General features: G+C 68.0%; 21 protein-coding genes. 8 read left to right on the top strand and 13 right to left on the bottom strand.

Going from position 1 to position 17,830, the window contains the following annotated elements:
* Positions 1-49: 49 nt before the first annotated feature.
* The 4 genes from ACSFA2_RS20555 to ACSFA2_RS20540 all read right to left on the bottom strand — a co-directional run bounded on the left by ACSFA2_RS20555 (position 50) and on the right by ACSFA2_RS20540 (position 1,623).
* Positions 50-589 (bottom strand): chemotaxis protein CheW, encoded by a 540-nt coding sequence (locus ACSFA2_RS20555; RefSeq protein WP_435457180.1) that lies wholly within the window; start codon positions 587-589, stop codon positions 50-52.
* Between the two features lie 16 nt (positions 590-605).
* Positions 606-971 (bottom strand): response regulator transcription factor, encoded by a 366-nt coding sequence (locus ACSFA2_RS20550; protein ID WP_262073552.1) that lies wholly within the window; start codon positions 969-971, stop codon positions 606-608.
* Positions 972-1,373 (bottom strand): response regulator, encoded by a 402-nt coding sequence (locus ACSFA2_RS20545; protein WP_262073551.1) that lies wholly within the window; start codon positions 1,371-1,373, stop codon positions 972-974. It abuts the gene before it with no gap.
* A 79-nt stretch (positions 1,374-1,452) separates the two neighbouring features.
* Positions 1,453-1,623: a rubredoxin gene (locus ACSFA2_RS20540; RefSeq protein ID WP_262073550.1), complete on the bottom strand. Its 171-nt coding sequence runs from the start codon at positions 1,621-1,623 to the stop codon at positions 1,453-1,455.
* A 150-nt stretch (positions 1,624-1,773) separates the two neighbouring features.
* Here ACSFA2_RS20540 and thiD point away from each other — a divergent pair, with 150 nt between their 5' ends.
* From thiD to ACSFA2_RS20525, 3 genes are read left to right on the top strand one after another with little or no spacing between them, the layout of a single operon-like run.
* Positions 1,774-2,697, top strand: coding sequence for a bifunctional hydroxymethylpyrimidine kinase/phosphomethylpyrimidine kinase (thiD, locus tag ACSFA2_RS20535; RefSeq protein ID WP_435457179.1), 924 nt, complete (start codon positions 1,774-1,776; stop codon positions 2,695-2,697).
* Between the two features lie 4 nt (positions 2,698-2,701).
* Complete coding sequence (gene hemL / locus ACSFA2_RS20530) at positions 2,702-3,991, top strand: glutamate-1-semialdehyde 2,1-aminomutase (protein WP_435457178.1); 1,290 nt, start codon at positions 2,702-2,704, stop codon at positions 3,989-3,991.
* A gap of 12 nt (positions 3,992-4,003) precedes the next feature.
* Complete coding sequence (locus ACSFA2_RS20525; protein WP_435457177.1) at positions 4,004-4,492, top strand: hypothetical protein; 489 nt, start codon at positions 4,004-4,006, stop codon at positions 4,490-4,492.
* Positions 4,493-4,505: 13 nt separating this feature from the next.
* Here the strand turns inward: ACSFA2_RS20525 and purH are convergent, their stop codons facing one another.
* Genes purH through dusB form a run of 3 tightly spaced genes read right to left on the bottom strand, consistent with a single transcriptional unit; the run spans position 4,506 to position 7,447 of the window.
* Positions 4,506-6,113, bottom strand: coding sequence for a bifunctional phosphoribosylaminoimidazolecarboxamide formyltransferase/IMP cyclohydrolase (purH, locus tag ACSFA2_RS20520; protein WP_435457237.1), 1,608 nt, complete (start codon positions 6,111-6,113; stop codon positions 4,506-4,508).
* An 11-nt stretch (positions 6,114-6,124) separates the two neighbouring features.
* Positions 6,125-6,361: a Fis family transcriptional regulator gene (locus tag ACSFA2_RS20515; protein ID WP_435457176.1), complete on the bottom strand. Its 237-nt coding sequence runs from the start codon at positions 6,359-6,361 to the stop codon at positions 6,125-6,127.
* Positions 6,362-6,376: 15 nt separating this feature from the next.
* Entirely contained in the window at positions 6,377-7,447 is a 1,071-nt protein-coding gene (gene dusB, locus ACSFA2_RS20510) for a tRNA dihydrouridine synthase DusB (RefSeq protein ID WP_435457175.1), read from the bottom strand.
* Between the two features lie 174 nt (positions 7,448-7,621).
* Here dusB and ACSFA2_RS20505 point away from each other — a divergent pair, with 174 nt between their 5' ends.
* The gene (locus ACSFA2_RS20505) at positions 7,622-8,092 is read left to right on the top strand and encodes a YqaA family protein (protein WP_435457174.1); all 471 of its coding nucleotides are present in this window, start codon (positions 7,622-7,624) and stop codon (positions 8,090-8,092) included.
* A 19-nt stretch (positions 8,093-8,111) separates the two neighbouring features.
* Here ACSFA2_RS20505 and ACSFA2_RS20500 read toward each other — a convergent pair whose 3' ends face one another.
* Genes ACSFA2_RS20500 through ACSFA2_RS20490 form a run of 3 tightly spaced genes read right to left on the bottom strand, consistent with a single transcriptional unit; the run spans position 8,112 to position 10,827 of the window.
* Complete coding sequence (locus tag ACSFA2_RS20500; protein WP_435457173.1) at positions 8,112-8,786, bottom strand: glutathione S-transferase; 675 nt, start codon at positions 8,784-8,786, stop codon at positions 8,112-8,114.
* 16 nt (positions 8,787-8,802) lie between these two features.
* Complete coding sequence (gene ychF / locus ACSFA2_RS20495) at positions 8,803-9,894, bottom strand: redox-regulated ATPase YchF (protein WP_435457172.1); 1,092 nt, start codon at positions 9,892-9,894, stop codon at positions 8,803-8,805.
* Between the two features lie 51 nt (positions 9,895-9,945).
* Positions 9,946-10,827 (bottom strand): MOSC domain-containing protein, encoded by an 882-nt coding sequence (locus ACSFA2_RS20490; protein ID WP_435457171.1) that lies wholly within the window; start codon positions 10,825-10,827, stop codon positions 9,946-9,948.
* Positions 10,828-10,903: 76 nt separating this feature from the next.
* Between ACSFA2_RS20490 and ACSFA2_RS20485 the strand changes: the two genes are divergently transcribed.
* From ACSFA2_RS20485 to ACSFA2_RS20475, 3 genes are read left to right on the top strand one after another with little or no spacing between them, the layout of a single operon-like run.
* Complete coding sequence (locus tag ACSFA2_RS20485) at positions 10,904-12,022, top strand: FAD-dependent monooxygenase (RefSeq protein ID WP_435457170.1); 1,119 nt, start codon at positions 10,904-10,906, stop codon at positions 12,020-12,022.
* 11 nt (positions 12,023-12,033) lie between these two features.
* On the top strand, positions 12,034-12,741 hold the full coding sequence (locus ACSFA2_RS20480) for a DsbC family protein (RefSeq protein ID WP_435457169.1): 708 nt from the start codon (positions 12,034-12,036) through the stop codon (positions 12,739-12,741).
* Positions 12,741-14,531, top strand: coding sequence for a M61 family metallopeptidase (locus ACSFA2_RS20475; protein ID WP_435457168.1), 1,791 nt, complete (start codon positions 12,741-12,743; stop codon positions 14,529-14,531). The genes ACSFA2_RS20480 and ACSFA2_RS20475 overlap by 1 nt, the downstream gene beginning before the upstream one ends.
* Here the strand turns inward: ACSFA2_RS20475 and ACSFA2_RS20470 are convergent.
* Complete coding sequence (locus ACSFA2_RS20470; protein ID WP_435457167.1) at positions 14,528-14,971, bottom strand: DUF2325 domain-containing protein; 444 nt, start codon at positions 14,969-14,971, stop codon at positions 14,528-14,530. The genes ACSFA2_RS20475 and ACSFA2_RS20470 overlap by 4 nt on opposite strands.
* Positions 14,972-15,098: 127 nt before the next feature.
* Between ACSFA2_RS20470 and ACSFA2_RS20465 the strand changes: the two genes are divergently transcribed.
* The gene (locus ACSFA2_RS20465) at positions 15,099-15,878 is read left to right on the top strand and encodes an enoyl-CoA hydratase (RefSeq protein ID WP_435457166.1); all 780 of its coding nucleotides are present in this window, start codon (positions 15,099-15,101) and stop codon (positions 15,876-15,878) included.
* A gap of 33 nt (positions 15,879-15,911) precedes the next feature.
* Here ACSFA2_RS20465 and ACSFA2_RS20460 read toward each other — a convergent pair whose 3' ends face one another.
* Together ACSFA2_RS20460 and ACSFA2_RS20455 are read right to left on the bottom strand one after the other, a co-directional pair.
* Positions 15,912-17,087, bottom strand: coding sequence for a hypothetical protein (locus ACSFA2_RS20460; protein WP_435457165.1), 1,176 nt, complete (start codon positions 17,085-17,087; stop codon positions 15,912-15,914).
* On the bottom strand, positions 17,084-17,776 hold the full coding sequence (locus tag ACSFA2_RS20455; protein ID WP_435457164.1) for a sigma-70 family RNA polymerase sigma factor: 693 nt from the start codon (positions 17,774-17,776) through the stop codon (positions 17,084-17,086). The genes ACSFA2_RS20460 and ACSFA2_RS20455 overlap by 4 nt, the downstream gene beginning before the upstream one ends.
* Between the last annotated feature and the right edge of the window lie 54 nt (positions 17,777-17,830).

The following is a 17,830-nucleotide window of genomic DNA, read 5'->3' as shown; positions in this document are numbered from 1 at the left end:
TCGAACTCACGGTCGGTCCTTCACGTTGATGTCAACGCCCGGCAAGCCCTCAGGCGCCGATGCTCAGAAAACGGGATTGCTGCGAGAGGAATTGCAGGTTGATTTCCTGCCATTGCTCCCCCGCCGCGTCGATGTAGGCATGCCCGAGCCAGGCCGGCGCGTCGGCGGCCGGGGCGCGGGAATCGGTGAAGGCTTCCACGCCGCGCAGCCCGACCAGACGATCGATCAGCAAGGCGCAGTTGACTTCGAGCAACTCGTTGAGGGCCACCAGGCGCGACTGGGCGCGAACGCCTTCGACGGCCGGGGCCGCCGCGGCCGGCGCCCGGCCGGTGGCGAAGGTCGACAGCTGCACCACGCCGTACAGGCCGCCGCGCAGGTTGGCGACGCCCAGGAACCAGGGCTCGGTGTAGGGCACGGGCTGCGGCGGCGTCCAGGGAAAGATCTCCCCGGCGTGGCCCAGCGGAAACAGGTACTTGCCATCGCCGGCCTCCACGGCCAGCCACGAGGCCGACACGTCCGAGGTGCGCGCCGCTTGCAGACGGGAAGCGAGCCGGGACTGGAAAGCGCGGAGAGCGTCGCGGTTGGCCATGGGCGGCGGGTGTCGCTCAGGCGAGCGCGTTGATCTTGGCCATCAGCTCGGCCGCGTTCACCGGCTTGACGATGTAGTCGCGCGCGCCCTGGCGCATGCCCCAGACGCGGTCGGTCTCCTGGTTCTTGCTGGTGCACAGGATGATCGGCACGCTCGCGTACTGCGGGTTGCGGGCAATCGCGCGCGTCAGCTGAAAACCGTTCTGGCCGGGCATCACCACGTCCATCAGGATCAGGTCGGGCTGCTCTTCCTCCAGGCGGCGCATCGCGTCGTCGGCGTTCTCCGCCGTCTTGACCGAGAAGCCGTTCTTCTGCAGCAGGTCGGTCAGGAACACCAGTTCGGTTTTCGAGTCGTCGACCACGAGGACTTTGTGGATGGGCATTTACTGCACTTCTTTCTGCTGGACGATGCCGAACTGCTGCACGGCCTGCAGCAGCTGGTCTTTGGTGAAAGGCTTGGTGAGGTAATCCTGGGAGCCGACCATGCGACCGCGCGCCTTGTCGAACACGCCGTCCTTGGACGACAGCATGACGACCGGCACGTTGGAGAAGTCGACGTTGCGCTTGATGATGGCGCAGGTCTGGTAACCGTCCAGGCGCGGCATCAGGATGTCGCAGAAGATCAGGTGCGGACGATGGTCGTTGACCTTGGACAAGGCGTCGAAGCCGTCCTCGGCCAACAGCACTTCATGGCCGCCTTGCTTGAGGAAGATTTCGGCGCTGCGCCGAATGGTGTTGCTGTCGTCGATGACGAGCACCTTGTACCCGGACCCATTCGTGCTCATTGCCACACGCTCCTCGTTAGAGACTTCCGTCGACCACCGCACATCGACCCGTGCGGCGGGTGTCACCCTATGCCATGCTTCAGATCTCGACCATTTCGAAGTCTTCCTTGCGCGCTCCGCATTCCGGACAGGTCCAGTTCATCGGAACGTCCGCCCAGGCCGTGTTGGGCGCAATACCATCTTCAGGTACCCCAACCGCTTCGTCGTAGATCCACCCGCAGATCAGGCACATCCAGGTTTTCGTATTCATCGCAGCTTAAAGTCCCTGTTCATAGAATGCAACGATTGTATCTAGACGTATCACTTAATTGTGGGGCGACCGTCTCACATCTGCCACCATGGCCCCGGCTTGGAACGGCGTTTGACAACTTACCTATTACCCGCGGAAGGCGCCTGCAGCATGGGTGATCTTAACGAACCGAATCTCGACGACATCGCCGCCGCAGAGGCCGACCTGAATCCGCCCTGCGTGCTGGTGTTCAACGCCAGCGACCCGAGCGGTGCCGGCGGACTGGCCGGCGACACGCTGGCCATGGCGTCAGTCGGCGCTCACATGTTGCCGGTCGTGACCGGCGCGTATGCACGCGACACCGCCGAGATCTTCGACCACTTCGCCTTCGACGAAGAGGCCGTCGCCGAGCAGACGCGCGCCATCCTCGAGGACGTCGAGGTGCAATTGATCAAGGTCGGCTTTGTCGGTTCGCCGGAGACGCTCAGCACCATCGCCGAGACCGCCACCGACTACCCCGACGTACCGGTCGTGGCGTACATGCCCAACCTGTCGTGGTGGGACGAGAACCAGATCGAGGCCTACCTCGATGCCTTCCGCGAACTGTTGCTACCGCAAACCACCGTACTGGTGGGCAACCACAGCACGCTGTGGCGCTGGCTCCTGCCCGACTGGGCCGGCGACAAGCCGCCGACGGCGCGCGACATCGCCCGTGCGGCCGGCGAGCAGGGCACGCCCTACACCCTGGTCACCGGCATCGTGCTGCCCGACCAGTTCATCGACAACGTGCTGGCGTCGCCGCAGGCGGTGCTGGCCAGCGAGAAGTACGAGCGCCTCGAGGCCGTCTTCGCCGGCGCGGGCGACACGCTGTCGGCCGCCCTGGCGGCGCTGCTGGCCAGCGGCACCGACCTGGTCGCAGCCACCTCCGAAGCGCTGAGCTACATGGACCGCTGCCTCGACGCGGGCTTCCGCCCCGGCATGGGCCATGTGCTGCCCGACCGCCTGTTCTGGGCCCAGCCCGAGGACGACGACGAAGACGATGGCGCCGACGTGCCGCCCGACTTCGCCCTGCCACCCCACGACACCCGCCACTGATTTCATGACCATCGACATCGACAACAACCAACGCCTCTTCGAACGCGCCCGCGCCGTCATCCCCGGCGGCGTCAACTCGCCCGTGCGCGCCTTCAAGGCCGTGGGCGGCACGCCGCGCTTCATCACCCGCGCGCAGGGCGCCTACTTCTGGGACGCCGACGACCAGCGCTACATCGACTACATCGGCTCCTGGGGACCGATGATCCTGGGACACGGCCATCCGGCCGTGGTGGAGGCCGTGCAGAAGGCCGTGACCGAGGGCTTCTCGTACGGCGCGCCGACCGAGCGCGAGATCGAGCTGGCCGAGGCCATCCTCGCGCTGGTGCCGTCGATGGAGATGGTGCGCCTGGTCAGCTCGGGCACCGAGGCCGCGATGAGTGCGCTGCGCCTGGCACGCGGTGCCACCGGCCGCAAGTACATCATCAAGTTCGAAGGCTGCTACCACGGCCATGCGGATGCGCTGCTGGTCAAGGCCGGCTCGGGCCTCGCGACCTTCGGCCATCCGACCTCGGCCGGCGTGCCGCCCGAAGCCGTGCAGCACACGCTGGTGCTCGAGTACAACAACATCACGCAACTGGAAGAAGCCTTTGCGCTGCATGGCCACGAGATGGCCTGCCTGATGATCGAGGCGATTGCCGGCAACATGAACTTCGTGCGCGCCACGCCCGCCTTCGCTCAACGCTGCCGCGAACTCTGCACGCAGCACGGCGCGCTGCTGGTGTTCGACGAGGTGATGACGGGCTTTCGCGTCGGCCTGCACGGCGCGCAGGGCGTGCTGGGCATCACGCCCGACCTCACGGTGCTCGGCAAGGTCATCGGTGGCGGCATGCCACTGGCGGCCTTCGGCGGGCCGCGCGCCATCATGGAACAGCTCGCGCCCATCGGCGCGGTCTACCAGGCCGGCACGCTGTCGGGCAACCCGGTGGCGACCGCCTGCGGCCTGGCCACGCTCAAGGAGATCGCCAAACCCGGCTTCTACGAAGCGCTGTCGGCCAAGACCCGCGCGCTGGTCGGCGGGCTGAAGGCGGCCGCGGCCGCCGAAGGCGTGCCCTTCAGTGTCGACAGCGAAGGCGGTATGTTTGGCTTCTTCCTTTTCAACGAACTGCCACAGAACTACGCCACAGTCATGACCACGGACAACGCGACCTTCAACACGTTGTTCCATGGCCTGCTGGACCGCGGCGTCTACATCGCGCCGGCGCTGTACGAAGCGGGCTTCGTGAGCGCGGCGCACAGCGACGACGACATCGCCGCGACGATCGACGCGGCCCGGCAGATCTTCAAGACCCTCTGACCCCTGCAACCCATGCGACTGCGTTCCCTGCTGCCGACCACCCTCCTGGCCTTGAGCCCGATCCTCACGTTCGTGCCGGGCGTGGCGGCAGCCCAGTCCGAACCCAGCCGGCTCTGGCTGAACCCGGGCTTCTATTCGTACCATTTCGATCGCCACAAGGGCCTGGAGGACGTGAACCCCGGGCTCGGCGTTGAGTGGACGCTGGATTCCACGTATTCCCTCACGGCCGGCATCTTCCGCAACAGCGACCGCGAGACCTCACGCTACCTCGGTGTGTACGTGATGCCCTTCGAGCTCTACGGCGTGAAGCTGGGCGCAGTGGTCGGCGCGTTCGACGGCTACCCCAACTTCCGTAACGGCGGCTGGTTCCCTGCGCTGATTCCCACGGCGGCCATCGAAGGGCGCAACTGGGGCCTGAACATTGCCTTCATCCCCAGCTACAAGGACCGCCTCTATGGCGCCTTGAGCTTCCAGCTCAAGTACCGCTTCGGCGGTGATTGAGCAAAGGCCGCGCTCAGTGACGGAAGTGACGCACGCCTGACAGCACCATCACCACACCGCGCTCGTCCGCCGCATCGATGACTTCCTGATCACGCATCGAGCCGCCGGGCTGGATCACGCAGCTCGCGCCCGCATCGACCACCACGTCGAGGCCGTCGCGGAAGGGGAAGAAGGCGTCGCTCGCGACCGCCGTGCCCTGGAGCGACAGGCCCGCGTGCTCGGCCTTGATGCTGGCGATGCGCGCGGAGTCGAGGCGGCTCATCTGGCCGGCGCCCACGCCCATCGTCATGCCGTCGGCGCAGAAAACGATCGCGTTGCTCTTCACGTACTTCGCGACCTTCCAGGCGAACAGCAGGTCGTCGAGCTGCTGCGGCGTCGGCTGCTTCTTGCTGACCACCTGGAGGTCGCTCGCGGCCAACTCGTGGTTGTCGGCGGTCTGGATCAGCAGGCCGGAGCCGACGCGCTTGACGTCCATCATGTTGCGGCCGTTGTCCCAGTCGGTGGCGCCACCCTTGGGCAGGGCGATCTCGAGCACGCGCACGTTGAGCTTGGCCTTGGTGGCCTGGAAGACCTCGAGCGCCTCGGGCGTGTAGCCCGGCGCCATCAGCACTTCGACGAACTGCTTGGCGATGGCCTGCGCCGTCTCGGCATCGACCGGGCGGTTGAAGGCGATGATGCCGCCGAAGGCCGAGGTCGGGTCGGTCTTGAAGGCTTTCGAGTAAGCCTCGGCCGCGTCCTTGCCGATGGCCACGCCGCAGGGGTTGGCGTGCTTGACGATCACGCAGGCGGGCACGTCGAAGCTCTTCACGCATTCCCACGCGGCGTCGGCGTCGGCGATGTTGTTGTAGCTCAGTTCCTTGCCCTGCAATTGCTTGGCACTCACCAGCGAACCGGGCGCCGGATACAGGTCGCGGTAGAACGCGGCCTGCTGGTGCGGGTTCTCGCCGTAGCGCAGGTCCTGGATCTTCACGAAGCGTCCGTTGCTCTGCGCCGGGAACAGCGCGCGCTTGGGCGCGGGCTGGCCGATGCTGGCGTCGAAGTCGATCGCCGAGAGGTAGTCGCTGATCGCGCCGTCGTAGTCGGCGATGCGGTTGAACGCCGCCACGCTGAACGCGAACTTGGTCTTGTCGCTGAGCTTGCCGTCGGCCTTCAGCTCAGCCAATGCGACGGCGTACTGCGACGCGTCGGTCAGCACGCCGACGTCCTTCCAGTTCTTGGCCGCGCTGCGGACCATGGCCGGGCCGCCGATGTCGATGTTCTCGATCGCGTCCTCGAGCGTGCAGCCGGGCTTGGCCACGGTGGCTTCGAAGGGATAGAGGTTGACCACCAGCAGGTCGATGGTGTCGATGCCGTGCTCCTTGATGGCCGCGACGTGCGCGGGCAGGTCGCGCCGTGCCAGCAGGCCGCCGTGGATCTTCGGGTGCAGCGTCTTCACGCGGCCGTCGAGCATCTCGGGGAAGCCGGTGTGGTCGGCCACCTCGGTCACCGGCAGGCCGGCGTCGGCCAGCAGCTTGGCGGTGCCGCCGGTGGACAGCAGCCGGATGCCCAGCGCGTTCAGCGCCTGTGCGAATTCGAGGATGCCGGTCTTGTCGGAAACGGAAAGGAGTGCGGTCAGGGCCATGGGGGTCTTCGTCATTTCAAAAGTTTGTGTTCGACCAGCTTCTTGCGCAGGGTGTTGCGGTTCAGGCCGAGCCATTGGGCCGCCTTCGACTGGTTGCCTTCGGCGCGCGCCATGACCACGTCGAGCAATGGCTTCTCGACCACGCGCACCAGCATGTCGTACATGCCGTCCGGCTCGGTGCCGTGCAGGTCGCGGAAATAGCTCTCCAGACTGTTGCGGACACAGTCCTCGATGTTCTTCTTGCTCATGACGCTCTCTTGTTGTCAATGCGCGGCGGTGGCCGCTTTCTCGTCCTCGCCGCCGTTCCACCCGTCCTGCACGTCGGCAGGTTCGCGGTGCGCAGGGATGCGGTCCATCCCCTCGGCCAGCCCCTCGAAATAGTCGGACACCGCACGCAGCTGCTGCGCGCAGTCCTCGATCGCGTTCATGCGTCCGCGGAAGTCTTCGCCCCCCGGCAGTGCACGCACGTACCAGCCGATGTGCTTGCGTGCGGTGCGCACGCCGCTGTAGTCGCCATAGAGCCCGTAATGCTCCTGCAGATGGTCGAGCAGGAGGCGCCGCACTTCCGCCACCAGCGGCGGTGCAAGGTGCGTGCCCGTCGCCAGGAAATGCGCGATCTCGCGGAAGATCCACGGCCGGCCCTGCGCCGCGCGGCCGACCATCACCGCGTCGGCGCTGGTGGCGGCGAGCACGTCGCGCGCCTTCTCGGGGCTGGTGATGTCGCCGTTGGCCACCACCGGCACGCGCACCGCGGCCTTCACGGCGGCGATGGTGTCGTACTCGGCAGCGCCTTTGTAGCCCTGCTCGCGCGTGCGGCCGTGCACGGTGAGCATCTGCACGCCGGCCGATTCGAAGTCGCGCGCCAGCTTCACCGCGTTGCGGTGGTCGGCGCTCCAGCCGGTGCGCATCTTGAGCGTCACCGGCACGCCGTGCGGCGCGGCGGCGGCGACCACGGCCTGCACGATCTCCAGCGCCAGCGGCTCGTCGCGCATCAGCGCCGAACCCGCCCACTTGTTGCAGACCTTCTTGGCCGGGCAACCCATGTTGATGTCGATGATCTGCGCACCCCGGTCGATGTTGTAGTGCGCGGCCTCGGCCATCATGGCCGCATCGGTGCCGGCGATCTGCACCGCGATGGGGCCGGGCTCACCGGCGTGGTCCGCCCGGCGCGAGGTCTTGAGCGTGTTCCACAGCTCCTTGCGGGAGGTCACCATTTCGCTGACCGCGTAGCCCGCGCCGAGCGATCGGCACAGCATGCGGAACGGCCGGTCCGTCACGCCGGCCATGGGCGCGACGAACAGGCGGTTTTCCAGCGCAATGGGGCCGATCTGCATGGTGAGGGAAGAGGAGGAGCGAGCGCGTGGCTGCTGAAAAATGAGGCACGATTGTAGCCAACCCGCATTTCAGGCGCTGAAACGAATGGCGTAGGGGCATTGCCTCTTGCGCGATGCGTGGCGGCGTCCTATCCGACGAGACGGACCGGCGCGCTTTCCTATACTCCGGCGCACATGCAAGCCTGGCTCGACTCCCTTCTGGCGCTTCTCGCACTGCCCCAATACGGGCTGTCGACCGTCTTCATCGCCGCTTTCGTCTCGGCCACGCTGCTGCCCGTCGGCTCGGAGCCGATCCTGTTCGGGCTGCTGAAGCTCAACCCCGACATGTTCTGGTCGGCCATCGGTGTGGCAACGCTTGGCAACACGCTGGGCGGCGCGCTCGACTGGTGGATGGGCTACGGCGCGCACAAGGTGGCAGACAAGTACGCGCATTCGAAACACCACGTGCGGGTGCTGGCCTGGCTCGAACGGCTCGGCCCCAAGGCCTGCCTGCTGAGCTGGTTGCCGCTGGTGGGCGACCCGCTGTGCGCCGTTGCGGGCTGGCTCAAGCTGCCCTTCTGGCCCTGCCTCGTCTACATGGCGATCGGGAAGTTCGCGCGCTACCTCACGATGACGGTGGCGCTGCTCTACATCTGGCCGGCCTGACGGGCCGGCCCTCGGCGCCTCAGCTCAGCAAGCCGTACGGGCCGCCGCGCGCCAGCGCGCGCTGGTAGGCCGGGCGCGCATGAAGGCGGGCGAGCCAGGCCATCAGTCGCGGTCGGCGATCGTCGAGCCCGCCGCGGGCCTGGGCGGCTTCGATCGGGAAGCTCATCTGAATGTCCGCCCCCGTGAAGTCAGCACCTGCAAACCATTCGCTCTTCGCCAGTTCGCCCTCCATGAAGTCGAGCTGCGCGTTGATGTTCGGCATCACGAAGCCGGCCTTGGCCTTGCCGGCAATGCCCTTGGCGATCGGTCGGATGAAGAAAGGCATCTTCGCCTGCTCGATCTTGTCGAAGATCAGCTTGAGCAGCAGCGGCGGCATGGCCGAACCCTCGGCGAAATGCAGCCAGTAGCGGTAGCGCAGCGCCTCGGCGCTGCCCGCCGCAGGCGCCAGTCGGCCTTGGCCGTAGCGCTCGATCAAGGTCTCGACGATGGCACCCGACTCCGCCAGCACGAGGCCGTCGTCCGTCGTCACCACCGGCGACTTGCCCAGCGGATGCACTTTGCGTAGCTCCGGTGGCGCCAGCATCGTCTTCGGATCGCGCTGGTAGCGCACCACCTCGTAAGGCAGCCCGAGTTCTTCGAGCAGCCAGAGGACGCGCTGCGAGCGCGAGTTGTTGAGGTGGTGGACGGTGAGCATGGCGGCGATCGGCCGTTCAGGAACTGAACAGGAAGTTCATCACGTCGCCATCCTTGACGACGTACTCCTTGCCTTCGGCGCGCATCTTGCCCGCGTCCTTCGCGCCCTGCTCGCCCTTGAAGGCGATGAAGTCGTCGAAGGCGATCGTCTGGGCGCGGATGTAGCCCTTCTCGAAGTCGCCGTGGATCACGCCGGCCGCCTGAGGGCCGGTGTCGCCGATGTGGATGGTCCAGGCGCGCACTTCCTTCACGCCGGCGGTGAAGTAGGTCTGCAGGCCCAGCAGCTTGTAGGCGGCGCGGATCAGGCGGTTCAGGCCCGGCTCGTCCTGGCCGATCTCGGCGAGGAACATGGTCTTGTCCTCGTCGTCCATCTCGGCAAGCTCGGCTTCGATCTTGGCGCAGATGGCGACCACGGGTGCGCCCTGCTTGGCGGCGTATTCGCGCAGGCGGTCGAGGTAGGGGTTGTTCTCGAAGCCGTCTTCCGACACGTTGCCGACGAACATCGCAGGCTTGGCGGTGATGAGGGTGAACGACTTCACCAGCGGCTGCTCTTCCTTGGTGAACTCGAGCGCGCGCACCGGGATGTTCTCGTTGAGCGCGGTCTGGCAGCGCTCGAGCAGGCCGACCAGCTTCTGCGCGTCCTTGTCGCCCGAACGCGCGACCTTGGTGTGGCGGTGCAGCGCCTTCTCGACCGTGGCGAGGTCGGCCAGGCAGAGCTCGGTCTGGATCACCTCGATGTCGGAGATCGGGTCGACCTTGCCGGCCACGTGGATCACGTTGTCGTCGTCAAAGCAGCGCACCACGTTGACCGTGGCGTCGGTTTCGCGGATGTGCGCCAGGAACTTGTTGCCCAGGCCTTCGCCGGTGCTGGCGCCTGCCACCAGGCCGGCGATGTCGACGAACTCGACGATCGCCGGGACGATGCGCTCGGGCTTGACGATCTCGCTGAGCTGCGCCAGCCGCGGGTCGGGCACCTCAACCACACCGGTGTTGGGCTCGATCGTGCAGAACGGATAGTTTTCCGCCGCGATGCCGGCCTTGGTCAACGCATTGAAAAGGGTGGATTTACCGACGTTGGGCAGGCCGACGATGCCGCATTGCAAACTCATGGAGGTCCTCTGGAATCAACCGGCGATTTTAGGGCCGGGGGTGTTGGTCGCTTATTCGAAGCGGTAGTTGGCGCCGACCGGCTGGCCGACCTTGAGCAGGTGGTCGATGCCGTCGACCACGATGCAGTTCATGCCGAAAGTGATCGCGCCGTCGACGCGCGCGTTGGCGCGGTAGCTGCGCAGCGCGTCGCCGACCTCGGGCGTCGAGATCGCCGTCGCCGGGTCGATGTCGGGGATCGGGCAGCGCGGGCAGGGCTTGGCCGGCTCGATCTGCGCACCGCCTTCGGCCGTAGCGATGTGCATGGTTTCGACACGGTCCTCGTCCTGCGCCTCGATGCCCGCAAGCACGATGTTCGGGCGGAAGCGCTCGATGCCCACCGCCGCGTGGCCCCCCGCGACCAGCTTCTCGTTGAGCTCGTCGAGCGACTTCTCGCTGGTCACCAGCAGCGGGAAGCCGTCGGAGAACTGGTTGGGCGCCTCGACGCCTTGGGTCCAGGTCATGTTCGACAGGCGCTTGTGCTCCGGGTCGAAGCGCACCAGGCGCAGGGCCTGCGGCTTGCCCGGCTCCGACAGGAAATCGCTGAACCATTGCGCCGCGATGTCGCCCATGTCGTAGGCCGCGACCTCGTCGCGCCAGACCTTCACGCGCACCGGCTTTTCCACGCGGTCGAAGGCGATGTGCAGCGCCAGCATGCCGGGCGCGCGCAGCACCATCTCCATCTGCTTCATCTGCGGCTGGATGAGCGCCATGCGCGGCAGCTCGCGCTGGCTCACGAACACCCCGTCGGCGCCGACCACCATCCAGGCGCGGTCGAACTCGAGGCCGGTTTCGGTGAGCAGCACTTCGGGCAGCTCGACCCCGGCGCAGGACTTGATGGGGTAGACGAACAGGCGGGCGATGGTGGCGTTGAGATCAAAAACAGAATCGGTCACGGTCGGGTCCTCGGCGGCGAAGCCGCGATTGTCCTCGGTCCGCCGCCGGCCGGGAGGCGGCTCCTACAATGCCCCGATGGCCCTTCCCCCCGAGGTTTGCATTCGCGGCGCCGGCATCGTCGGCCGCACGCTGGCGCTGCTGCTCGCCCGTGAGCGCATCCGTGTCGCCCTGGTCGCACCGGCGACGGCCGCCGCCCACGAAGACGTGCGCGCCTACGCCCTGAACGCCGCATCCAGAACCCTGCTCGAATCCCTGCGCGCATGGCCCGACGCGGCCCACGCCACGCCCGTGCGCGAGATGCGCGTGAACGGCGACGAAGGCGGCCGCGTGTGCTTCAGCGCCGCCATCCAGAAGGTCGAGGCCTTGGCCTGGATCGTCGACGTGCCCGCACTCGAAAAGCAGCTGGCCGATGCCGTGCGCTTCCAGCCGCAGATCGACATGGTCGATGCGCCCGTGCCGGCCACGCTCACCGTGGTGTGCGAAGGCAAGGCGAGTGCCACCCGCGACGCGCTGGGCGTGAGCTACGCCGTGACGCGCTATCCGCAGCACGCCATCGCCGCGCGGCTCGACGCCGAGCGCCCGCACGACGGCACGGCACGCCAGTGGTTCAACGACAAGGGCGACATCCTGGCGCTGCTGCCGCTGGGCGGCCCGGGCGGGCGATCGGTGGCGCTGGTGTGGTCGGTCGACCAGTTCCGCGCACCGGACCTGCTGGCATTGAGCGCCGACGACTTCCAGGCCGCCGTGCGCGAAGCCAGCCACGACGCGCTGGGCGCCCTTACCCTGACCAGCGAGCGCGCCGCGTGGCCGCTGCAACGCGCCATCGCCGACCGCTGGACCGGACGCCTCCCCGACGGCAAGAGCTGGGCGCTGGCCGGCGACGCGGCGCACACCGTGCACCCGCTGGCCGGCCAGGGACTGAACCTCGGCCTGGCCGACGTCGCCGCACTGGCCGACGTGCTGAAGACCCGCGAGTACTGGCGCAGCGTCGGCGACCCGCGCCTGCTGCGCCGCTACGAACGCGCACGCCGCACCGACGTGCTGTCGATGAGCCTGGCCACCGACGGCCTGCAGCAGCTGTTCTCTCACGGCACCGACCCGCTGCCGGCGCTGCGCAACTGGGGCATGCGCGGTTTCGATCGCACCCGTGTTTTGAAGCAATTTATCGTCCGCCAGGCCATGGGCCTGAACTGAACCCGATGACCATGAACACCCTTCGCCTCTTCCTCGCCGCACTGGCCCTGGGCAGCACGCTGGCGGCCAACGCCGGCGAAGCCGAGATCCGCAAGAACCTGGCGGCACGCGTGCCGATGCTGGCCAACGTCGACGAGGTGCGCAAGGCGCCGATGCCGGGGCTTTGGGAAGTTCGCCACGGCTTCGACATCTTCTACACCGACGAGCAGGGCAACTACCTGATCCAGGGCAACCTGATCGACGTGCAGGCGCGCAAGAACCTTACCGAAGAGCGGGTCGAAAAACTCAGCGCAGTCGACTTCGACAAGCTGCCGATGAAGGACGCCTTCAAGATCGTGCGCGGCAACGGCAAGCGCAAGCTGGCGGTGTTCGAGGACCCGAACTGCGGCTACTGCAAGCAGTTCGAGCGTGAACTGAAGACCATCGACAACGTGACGGTCTACCTCTTCCTCTACCCGGTGCTGGGCCCCGATTCGAACGTCAAGTCGCGCGACATCTGGTGCAGCAAGGACAAGGCCAAGACCTGGACCGACTGGATGACCGCCGGCGTCAAGCCCGAGACCGGCAACTGCGATGCCGCGGCGCTGCAGCGCAACGTCGAGTTCGGCCGCAAGTACAACATCACGGGCACGCCGACGCTGATCTTCACCGACGGCACCCGCACCCCCGGCGCGATCCCCGCCGCGCAGATCGAAAAGCAACTCACCGCCGCCAACTGATGACGGGCACCGCAGCGATCCATTACCGCGTCGAATGCGCGGACCGGCATGCCCACCTCTTCGCCGTCACGCTGACCATCGAATCCCCCTCGGCCCTGCAGCGCGTGGCGCTGCCGGTGTGGATTCCCGGCAGCTACCTGGTGCGCGAGTTCGCGAAGAACCTGCAGAACCTGCAGGCCACACAGGGCCGGCGCAAGGTGCCGGTGACGCAGCTCGACAAGCACAGCTGGCAGACCGGCTGCGCGCCGGACAAGCCGCTGGTGCTGCGCTACGAGGTCTGCGCGTACGACCATTCGGTGCGCACCGCCTGGCTCGACGCCGGCCGCGGCTTCTTCAACGGCACCAGCCTGTGCCTGCAGGTCGACGGCCATGCCGACGCACCGCACGCGATGGAGATCGTCGCACCCAAGCCGGTGGCCGGCGAAGCGCGCTGGCACTGCGCGACCGCGCTGCCGCCGGTGAAGGTCGATGCGCACGGCTTCGGCCAATACCTCGCATCCGGCTACGACGAGCTGGCCGACAGCCCGGTCGAGATGGGCGCCTTCTGGAGCGCCGACTTCGAGGCCGGCGGCGTGCCGCACCGCTTCGTGGTGGCGGGTGCGCCGCCCTCCTTCGACGGCGAGCGGCTGATCGCCGACACGCAGGCGATCTGCGAGACGCAGATGCGCTTCTGGCACGGCGACAAGGTCGGCAAGCGCGGTGGCGGCAAGCCGCCGCACGACCGCTACGTCTTCATGCTCAACGCGGTCGACGACGGCTACGGCGGCCTCGAGCATCGCCATTCGACCGCGCTGATCTGCACCCGCCACGACCTGCCGCAGCGCCACGCCAAGAAGCAGCCCGAGGGTTACACGACGCTGATGGGCCTGATCAGCCACGAATACTTCCACACCTGGAACGTGAAGCGGCTGCGGCCCGCGGAGTTCGCGCGCTACGACTACACCCAGGAGAACTACACGCGCCTGCTGTGGTTCTTCGAGGGCTTCACCAGCTACTACGACGACCTGCTGCTGCGCCGCGCCGGCCGCATCGACGACGCCACCTACCTGCGGCTGGTCAACAAGACCATCAACCAGGTGCAGCAGGCGCCGGGCCGGCTGGTGCAGTCGGTGGCCGAGGCCAGCTTCGACGCCTGGGTCAAGTACTACCGCCAAGACGAGCAGACGCCCAATCAGACCATCAGCTACTACACCAAGGGCGCGCTGGTCGCGATGTGTCTCGACCTCACGCTGCGGCGCGAGGGCAAGGGCTCGCTCGACGACGTCATGCGCCTGCTGTGGACGCAGAGCGACGGCGGGCCGGTCGATGAAGACGACGTCGCCGCCGCGCTCGAGACGGTGGGCGGCCGGTCGTACGCCACCGAGCTCGCGCACTGGGTGCATGCCGCCGAAGAGCTGCCGCTGTCGGACCTGCTGCGCGCCCATGGCGTCGCCGCGCTGGACGACCCGGCGCAGCGCGCACAGGAACTCGGCCTGCGCGTGGCCGAGACCAACGGCAGCGTGCAGGTGAAGATGGTGCTGCGCGGCGGTGCCGGCGAGAAGGCCGGCTTCTCGGCCAACGACGAATGGGTCGGCATCGAGTTGCCCGCCACCAAGGGCCGCCCGGTACAGGGTTGGCGCCTGTCGAAACTCGACGACCTCGCGTTGTACCTCGGCGAGCACAAGAAGATCACGGCGTTGATCGCCCGCGACAAGCGGCTGCTGCGCCTGCCGCTCGCGCTGCCGAGCGGCGTGACCACTTGGCGGCTGTTCGCGCAGGACGCCTCGAAACTGTCCGCCTGGCTGGCCTAGGAACCGACCGCCGCGCCGCGCCGCACGATGCGGATTGGCTGCGCAACGTCCTGCCCCACCATCACGCAGGGCTTGCCGGTGCGGCGGCAGTGGTCCTGCACACGCCAGTAGGCGTCGTGGCTCAAGCAACCGGTCTGGCAGATCACCAGGTCGGCGGCGCGCAGGCTGGATTCGAGCGCGGCGGCATCGGCGTCGTCCTGGCCGTCGTGGTGCAGGTAGCGGCCGCCGGTGATCTCGACCAGTCGGCGTGCCATGCCCGACCTTTCCTCCACCCGGCCGACGCACAGCACCGACCGCTCGCGCACCATCGCCAAGGTCGAGTCGCGCACGATCAGCGCCGCGCGCAATCGCACGATCTGCGCGGCCTGATCGGCCAGCAGGCGCGAGCAGCGCTCCTGCGCCCGGGCATAGGCACGCAGCAGGACGGTGGTTTCTTCCATGGGCGACTCCATATCGAGCGGCCATTCTAGATGCGAATTATTCTCAACAAGCAAGCCATCCACCTGCTGCCGTGCTGGGTATAGTGGCCCGCATCCCCCGCATCCATCCACCCCTCACGGAGACACCATGAGCTACGAGAACATCGAAGTGCGCACCGAGGCCGGCAAGGTCGGCATCGTCACCCTCAACCGCCCGAAGGCGCTGAATGCGCTGAACGACGCGCTGATGACCGAGCTGGGCGAAGCGCTCAAGGCCTTCGACGCCGACCCTGCCATCGGCTGCATGATCGTCACCGGCAGCGAGCGCGCCTTTGCTGCCGGTGCCGACATCGGTGCGATGGCCAAGTACAGCTTCGTCGACGTCTACAAGGGCGACTACATCACCCGCAACTGGGAAACCGTTCGCAGCATCCGCAAGCCGGTGATCGCCGCGGTCAGCGGCTTCGCGCTGGGCGGCGGCTGCGAGCTGGCGATGATGTGCGACTTCATCATCGCGGCCGACAACGCCAAGTTCGGCCAGCCCGAGATCAAGCTGGGCGTGATCCCCGGCGCCGGCGGCACGCAGCGCCTGCCGCGAGCGGTGGGCAAGAGCAAGGCGATGGACATGGCCCTCACCGGCCGCATGATGGACGCCACCGAAGCCGAGCGCGCAGGCCTCGTCAGCCGCGTGGTGCCCTTCGAGAAGCTGGCCGACGAGGCATTGGGCGCTGCGCTGGTCATCGCCGACTTTTCGCAGGTCGCGGTGATGGCGGCCAAGGAATCGGTCAACCGCGCGTTCGAGAGCGGCCTCTCCGACGGCGTGATGTTCGAGCGCCGCCTGTTCCACGCGCTGTTCGCGACCAACGACCAGAAGGAAGGCATGGACGCCTTCACCGCCAAACGCAAGGCCGCGTTCACGCACAGCTGACGCGCCGCCGCCGACCCGGCCGTCGAACCCGGGTCAGCGGGCTTCTTCGAGCGCCTGGCGCAGCGACGACAACGCGCCCGCGCCGGGCTGGCCGGTGCCGGGCGGCACGCCCTTCTCGCGCCAGCGCACCTGGCCGCCGGCCAGTTCGAGCACCCCCAGCACTTCGCCGTCGCGCTCGAGCGCGATGCGCCAGTCGACCGCGCCCGCCAGCGGCTGCGAGCCCACGCCCGCCAGGGCCGCCGAGCCCACCAGGCCACCCAGCTCGCGCGCTTCGGCGCGCGGCAGCACGCGGCTGTCGGCACCGTTGCGGCTGATGCGCAGCTGGGTCCATTGCGCGAGTGCGTTGAAGGTCGGCTCGGGTGTCGGGCCGGGTGCCGGGGCCGCCGGCGCGGGGGCCGGTGCGGCCATGCCGGCTGCGCGCGATGGCACCGATGCCACCGGCGGCGCGGCACGCAGCGCCGCAGGCGGGGCCGCGCTGACGGATGGCGCAGCCGGTGCCACCAGTTCAGGCGCCGGTGGCCACTGCACGGGCGGTGGCAACGGCGGCTCTGCCTTCATCCTGGCCGCCTCTTCACGGGCCAGCGCCTGCTGGGCACGCTCGACCGCCTTGTCGGCCGCGAGCGTCGCCTCGCGGTCGGCGGCGGCCTGGCGCGCCTGGCGCTCGCGTTCGCGGTCGCGCTCGTCGAGCGCGCGCTTGGCCGATTCGGTGACCGCGCGCGATTCGGCCAGCGCGGTGTCAAGCACGCTGGGCGCTGGCGGCGGCGGTGCTTCGGCAGGCTTTGATGCGGGCGCTGGCGTGACGGGCGTCGGCGGCGCTGCCGGCACCGGTGCGGCCTGACGCTCCTGCATGGGTGCATCCGGCGCGGCACCGGGCACCGGCTCGCGCTGCCACATCACCGTGACCAGCACGCCGACCAACACGGTCGCGAAGGCGGCGTTCCACGGCATGCGCGACCCCGCGCCGCCGCCGATGCCGAGCAGGCGCTGCCACCACGGCCGCTCTGCACCGACCGGGCCGGCGGGCAGCGACGGCGCCACCGCCTCATGCGCGAGCACGCGGATCGACTGGCGCAGCGCGGTATCGGGCGTCGCCGCCTGGTCGGGCGCGTGGTCGAGCACCTGCTGCAGCAGCGGGTCGTGCAGCGCGCCGTCGTCGTCGCGGCCCAGATCGTCATCCCAGTCCTCGTCGGGCATCTTCGGATCGCTCATGCGCCTTCCCCCAGCACCGACAGATAGCGCTCCATGCAGCCGCGCAATTTCTTGAGCCCATAGCGCAGACGGCTGCGGACGGTTTCGAAGCCGACGTCGAGCGCCGCGGCCATCGCCTCGACGGTGAAGCCGTCTTCGTGGTGCAGCAGGAAGGCAGCACGCTGGTCGTCGGGCAGTTCGTTCAGGCAGGCCAGCAGGCGCCGGCCGGCCGAGCGCCAGAAGGCCTCGTCTTCGGCCGACGGGTGCGCCGCGTCGACCGGCTGGCCCTGGCCGTTGAGCAGCCGACCGCTGACGCGCTGCACTGCGTCGAGCCCTTCGTCGTCATCGTCGTGCACATGCACGACCATCTGCCGGCCGCTCGCGCGCAGCCGGTCCATGGCCAGGTTGTGCGCGATGGTGAAGGCCCAGGTGCGCCAGGCCGCGCCCTGCGGCGAGAACGAATCGCGCGCCGTGATGATGCGCACCCAGGTTTCCTGGAACACCTCGTCGACCTCGGCTGACAGGCGCAGGCCCAGCAGGCGCCGCACGAAGCGGAACAGCGCGCCCTCGTGGCGCGCGTAGAGCACGTCGAAGGCGTTGGTGTCGCCGCCGGCATAGGCCAGCATCAGTTGGTCGTCGGGCATGGCATCGGGCATGGCGTCAGGGACTTCGGCGGGCTCGGCAACGTCGACAGGCACGGGGGAAAGCATGGGCAGATTCTCACCTCAGCTTGTACGGCCACCGATCGGGATCGGGGTTAGCGA

This window comes from Variovorax cryoconiti (assembly GCF_051216395.1).
Classification (GTDB): Bacteria; Pseudomonadota; Gammaproteobacteria; order Burkholderiales; family Burkholderiaceae_C; genus Variovorax.
Note: the sequence above shows the minus strand (reverse complement) of the source record. Positions and strands in the feature narration are given on the sequence as shown.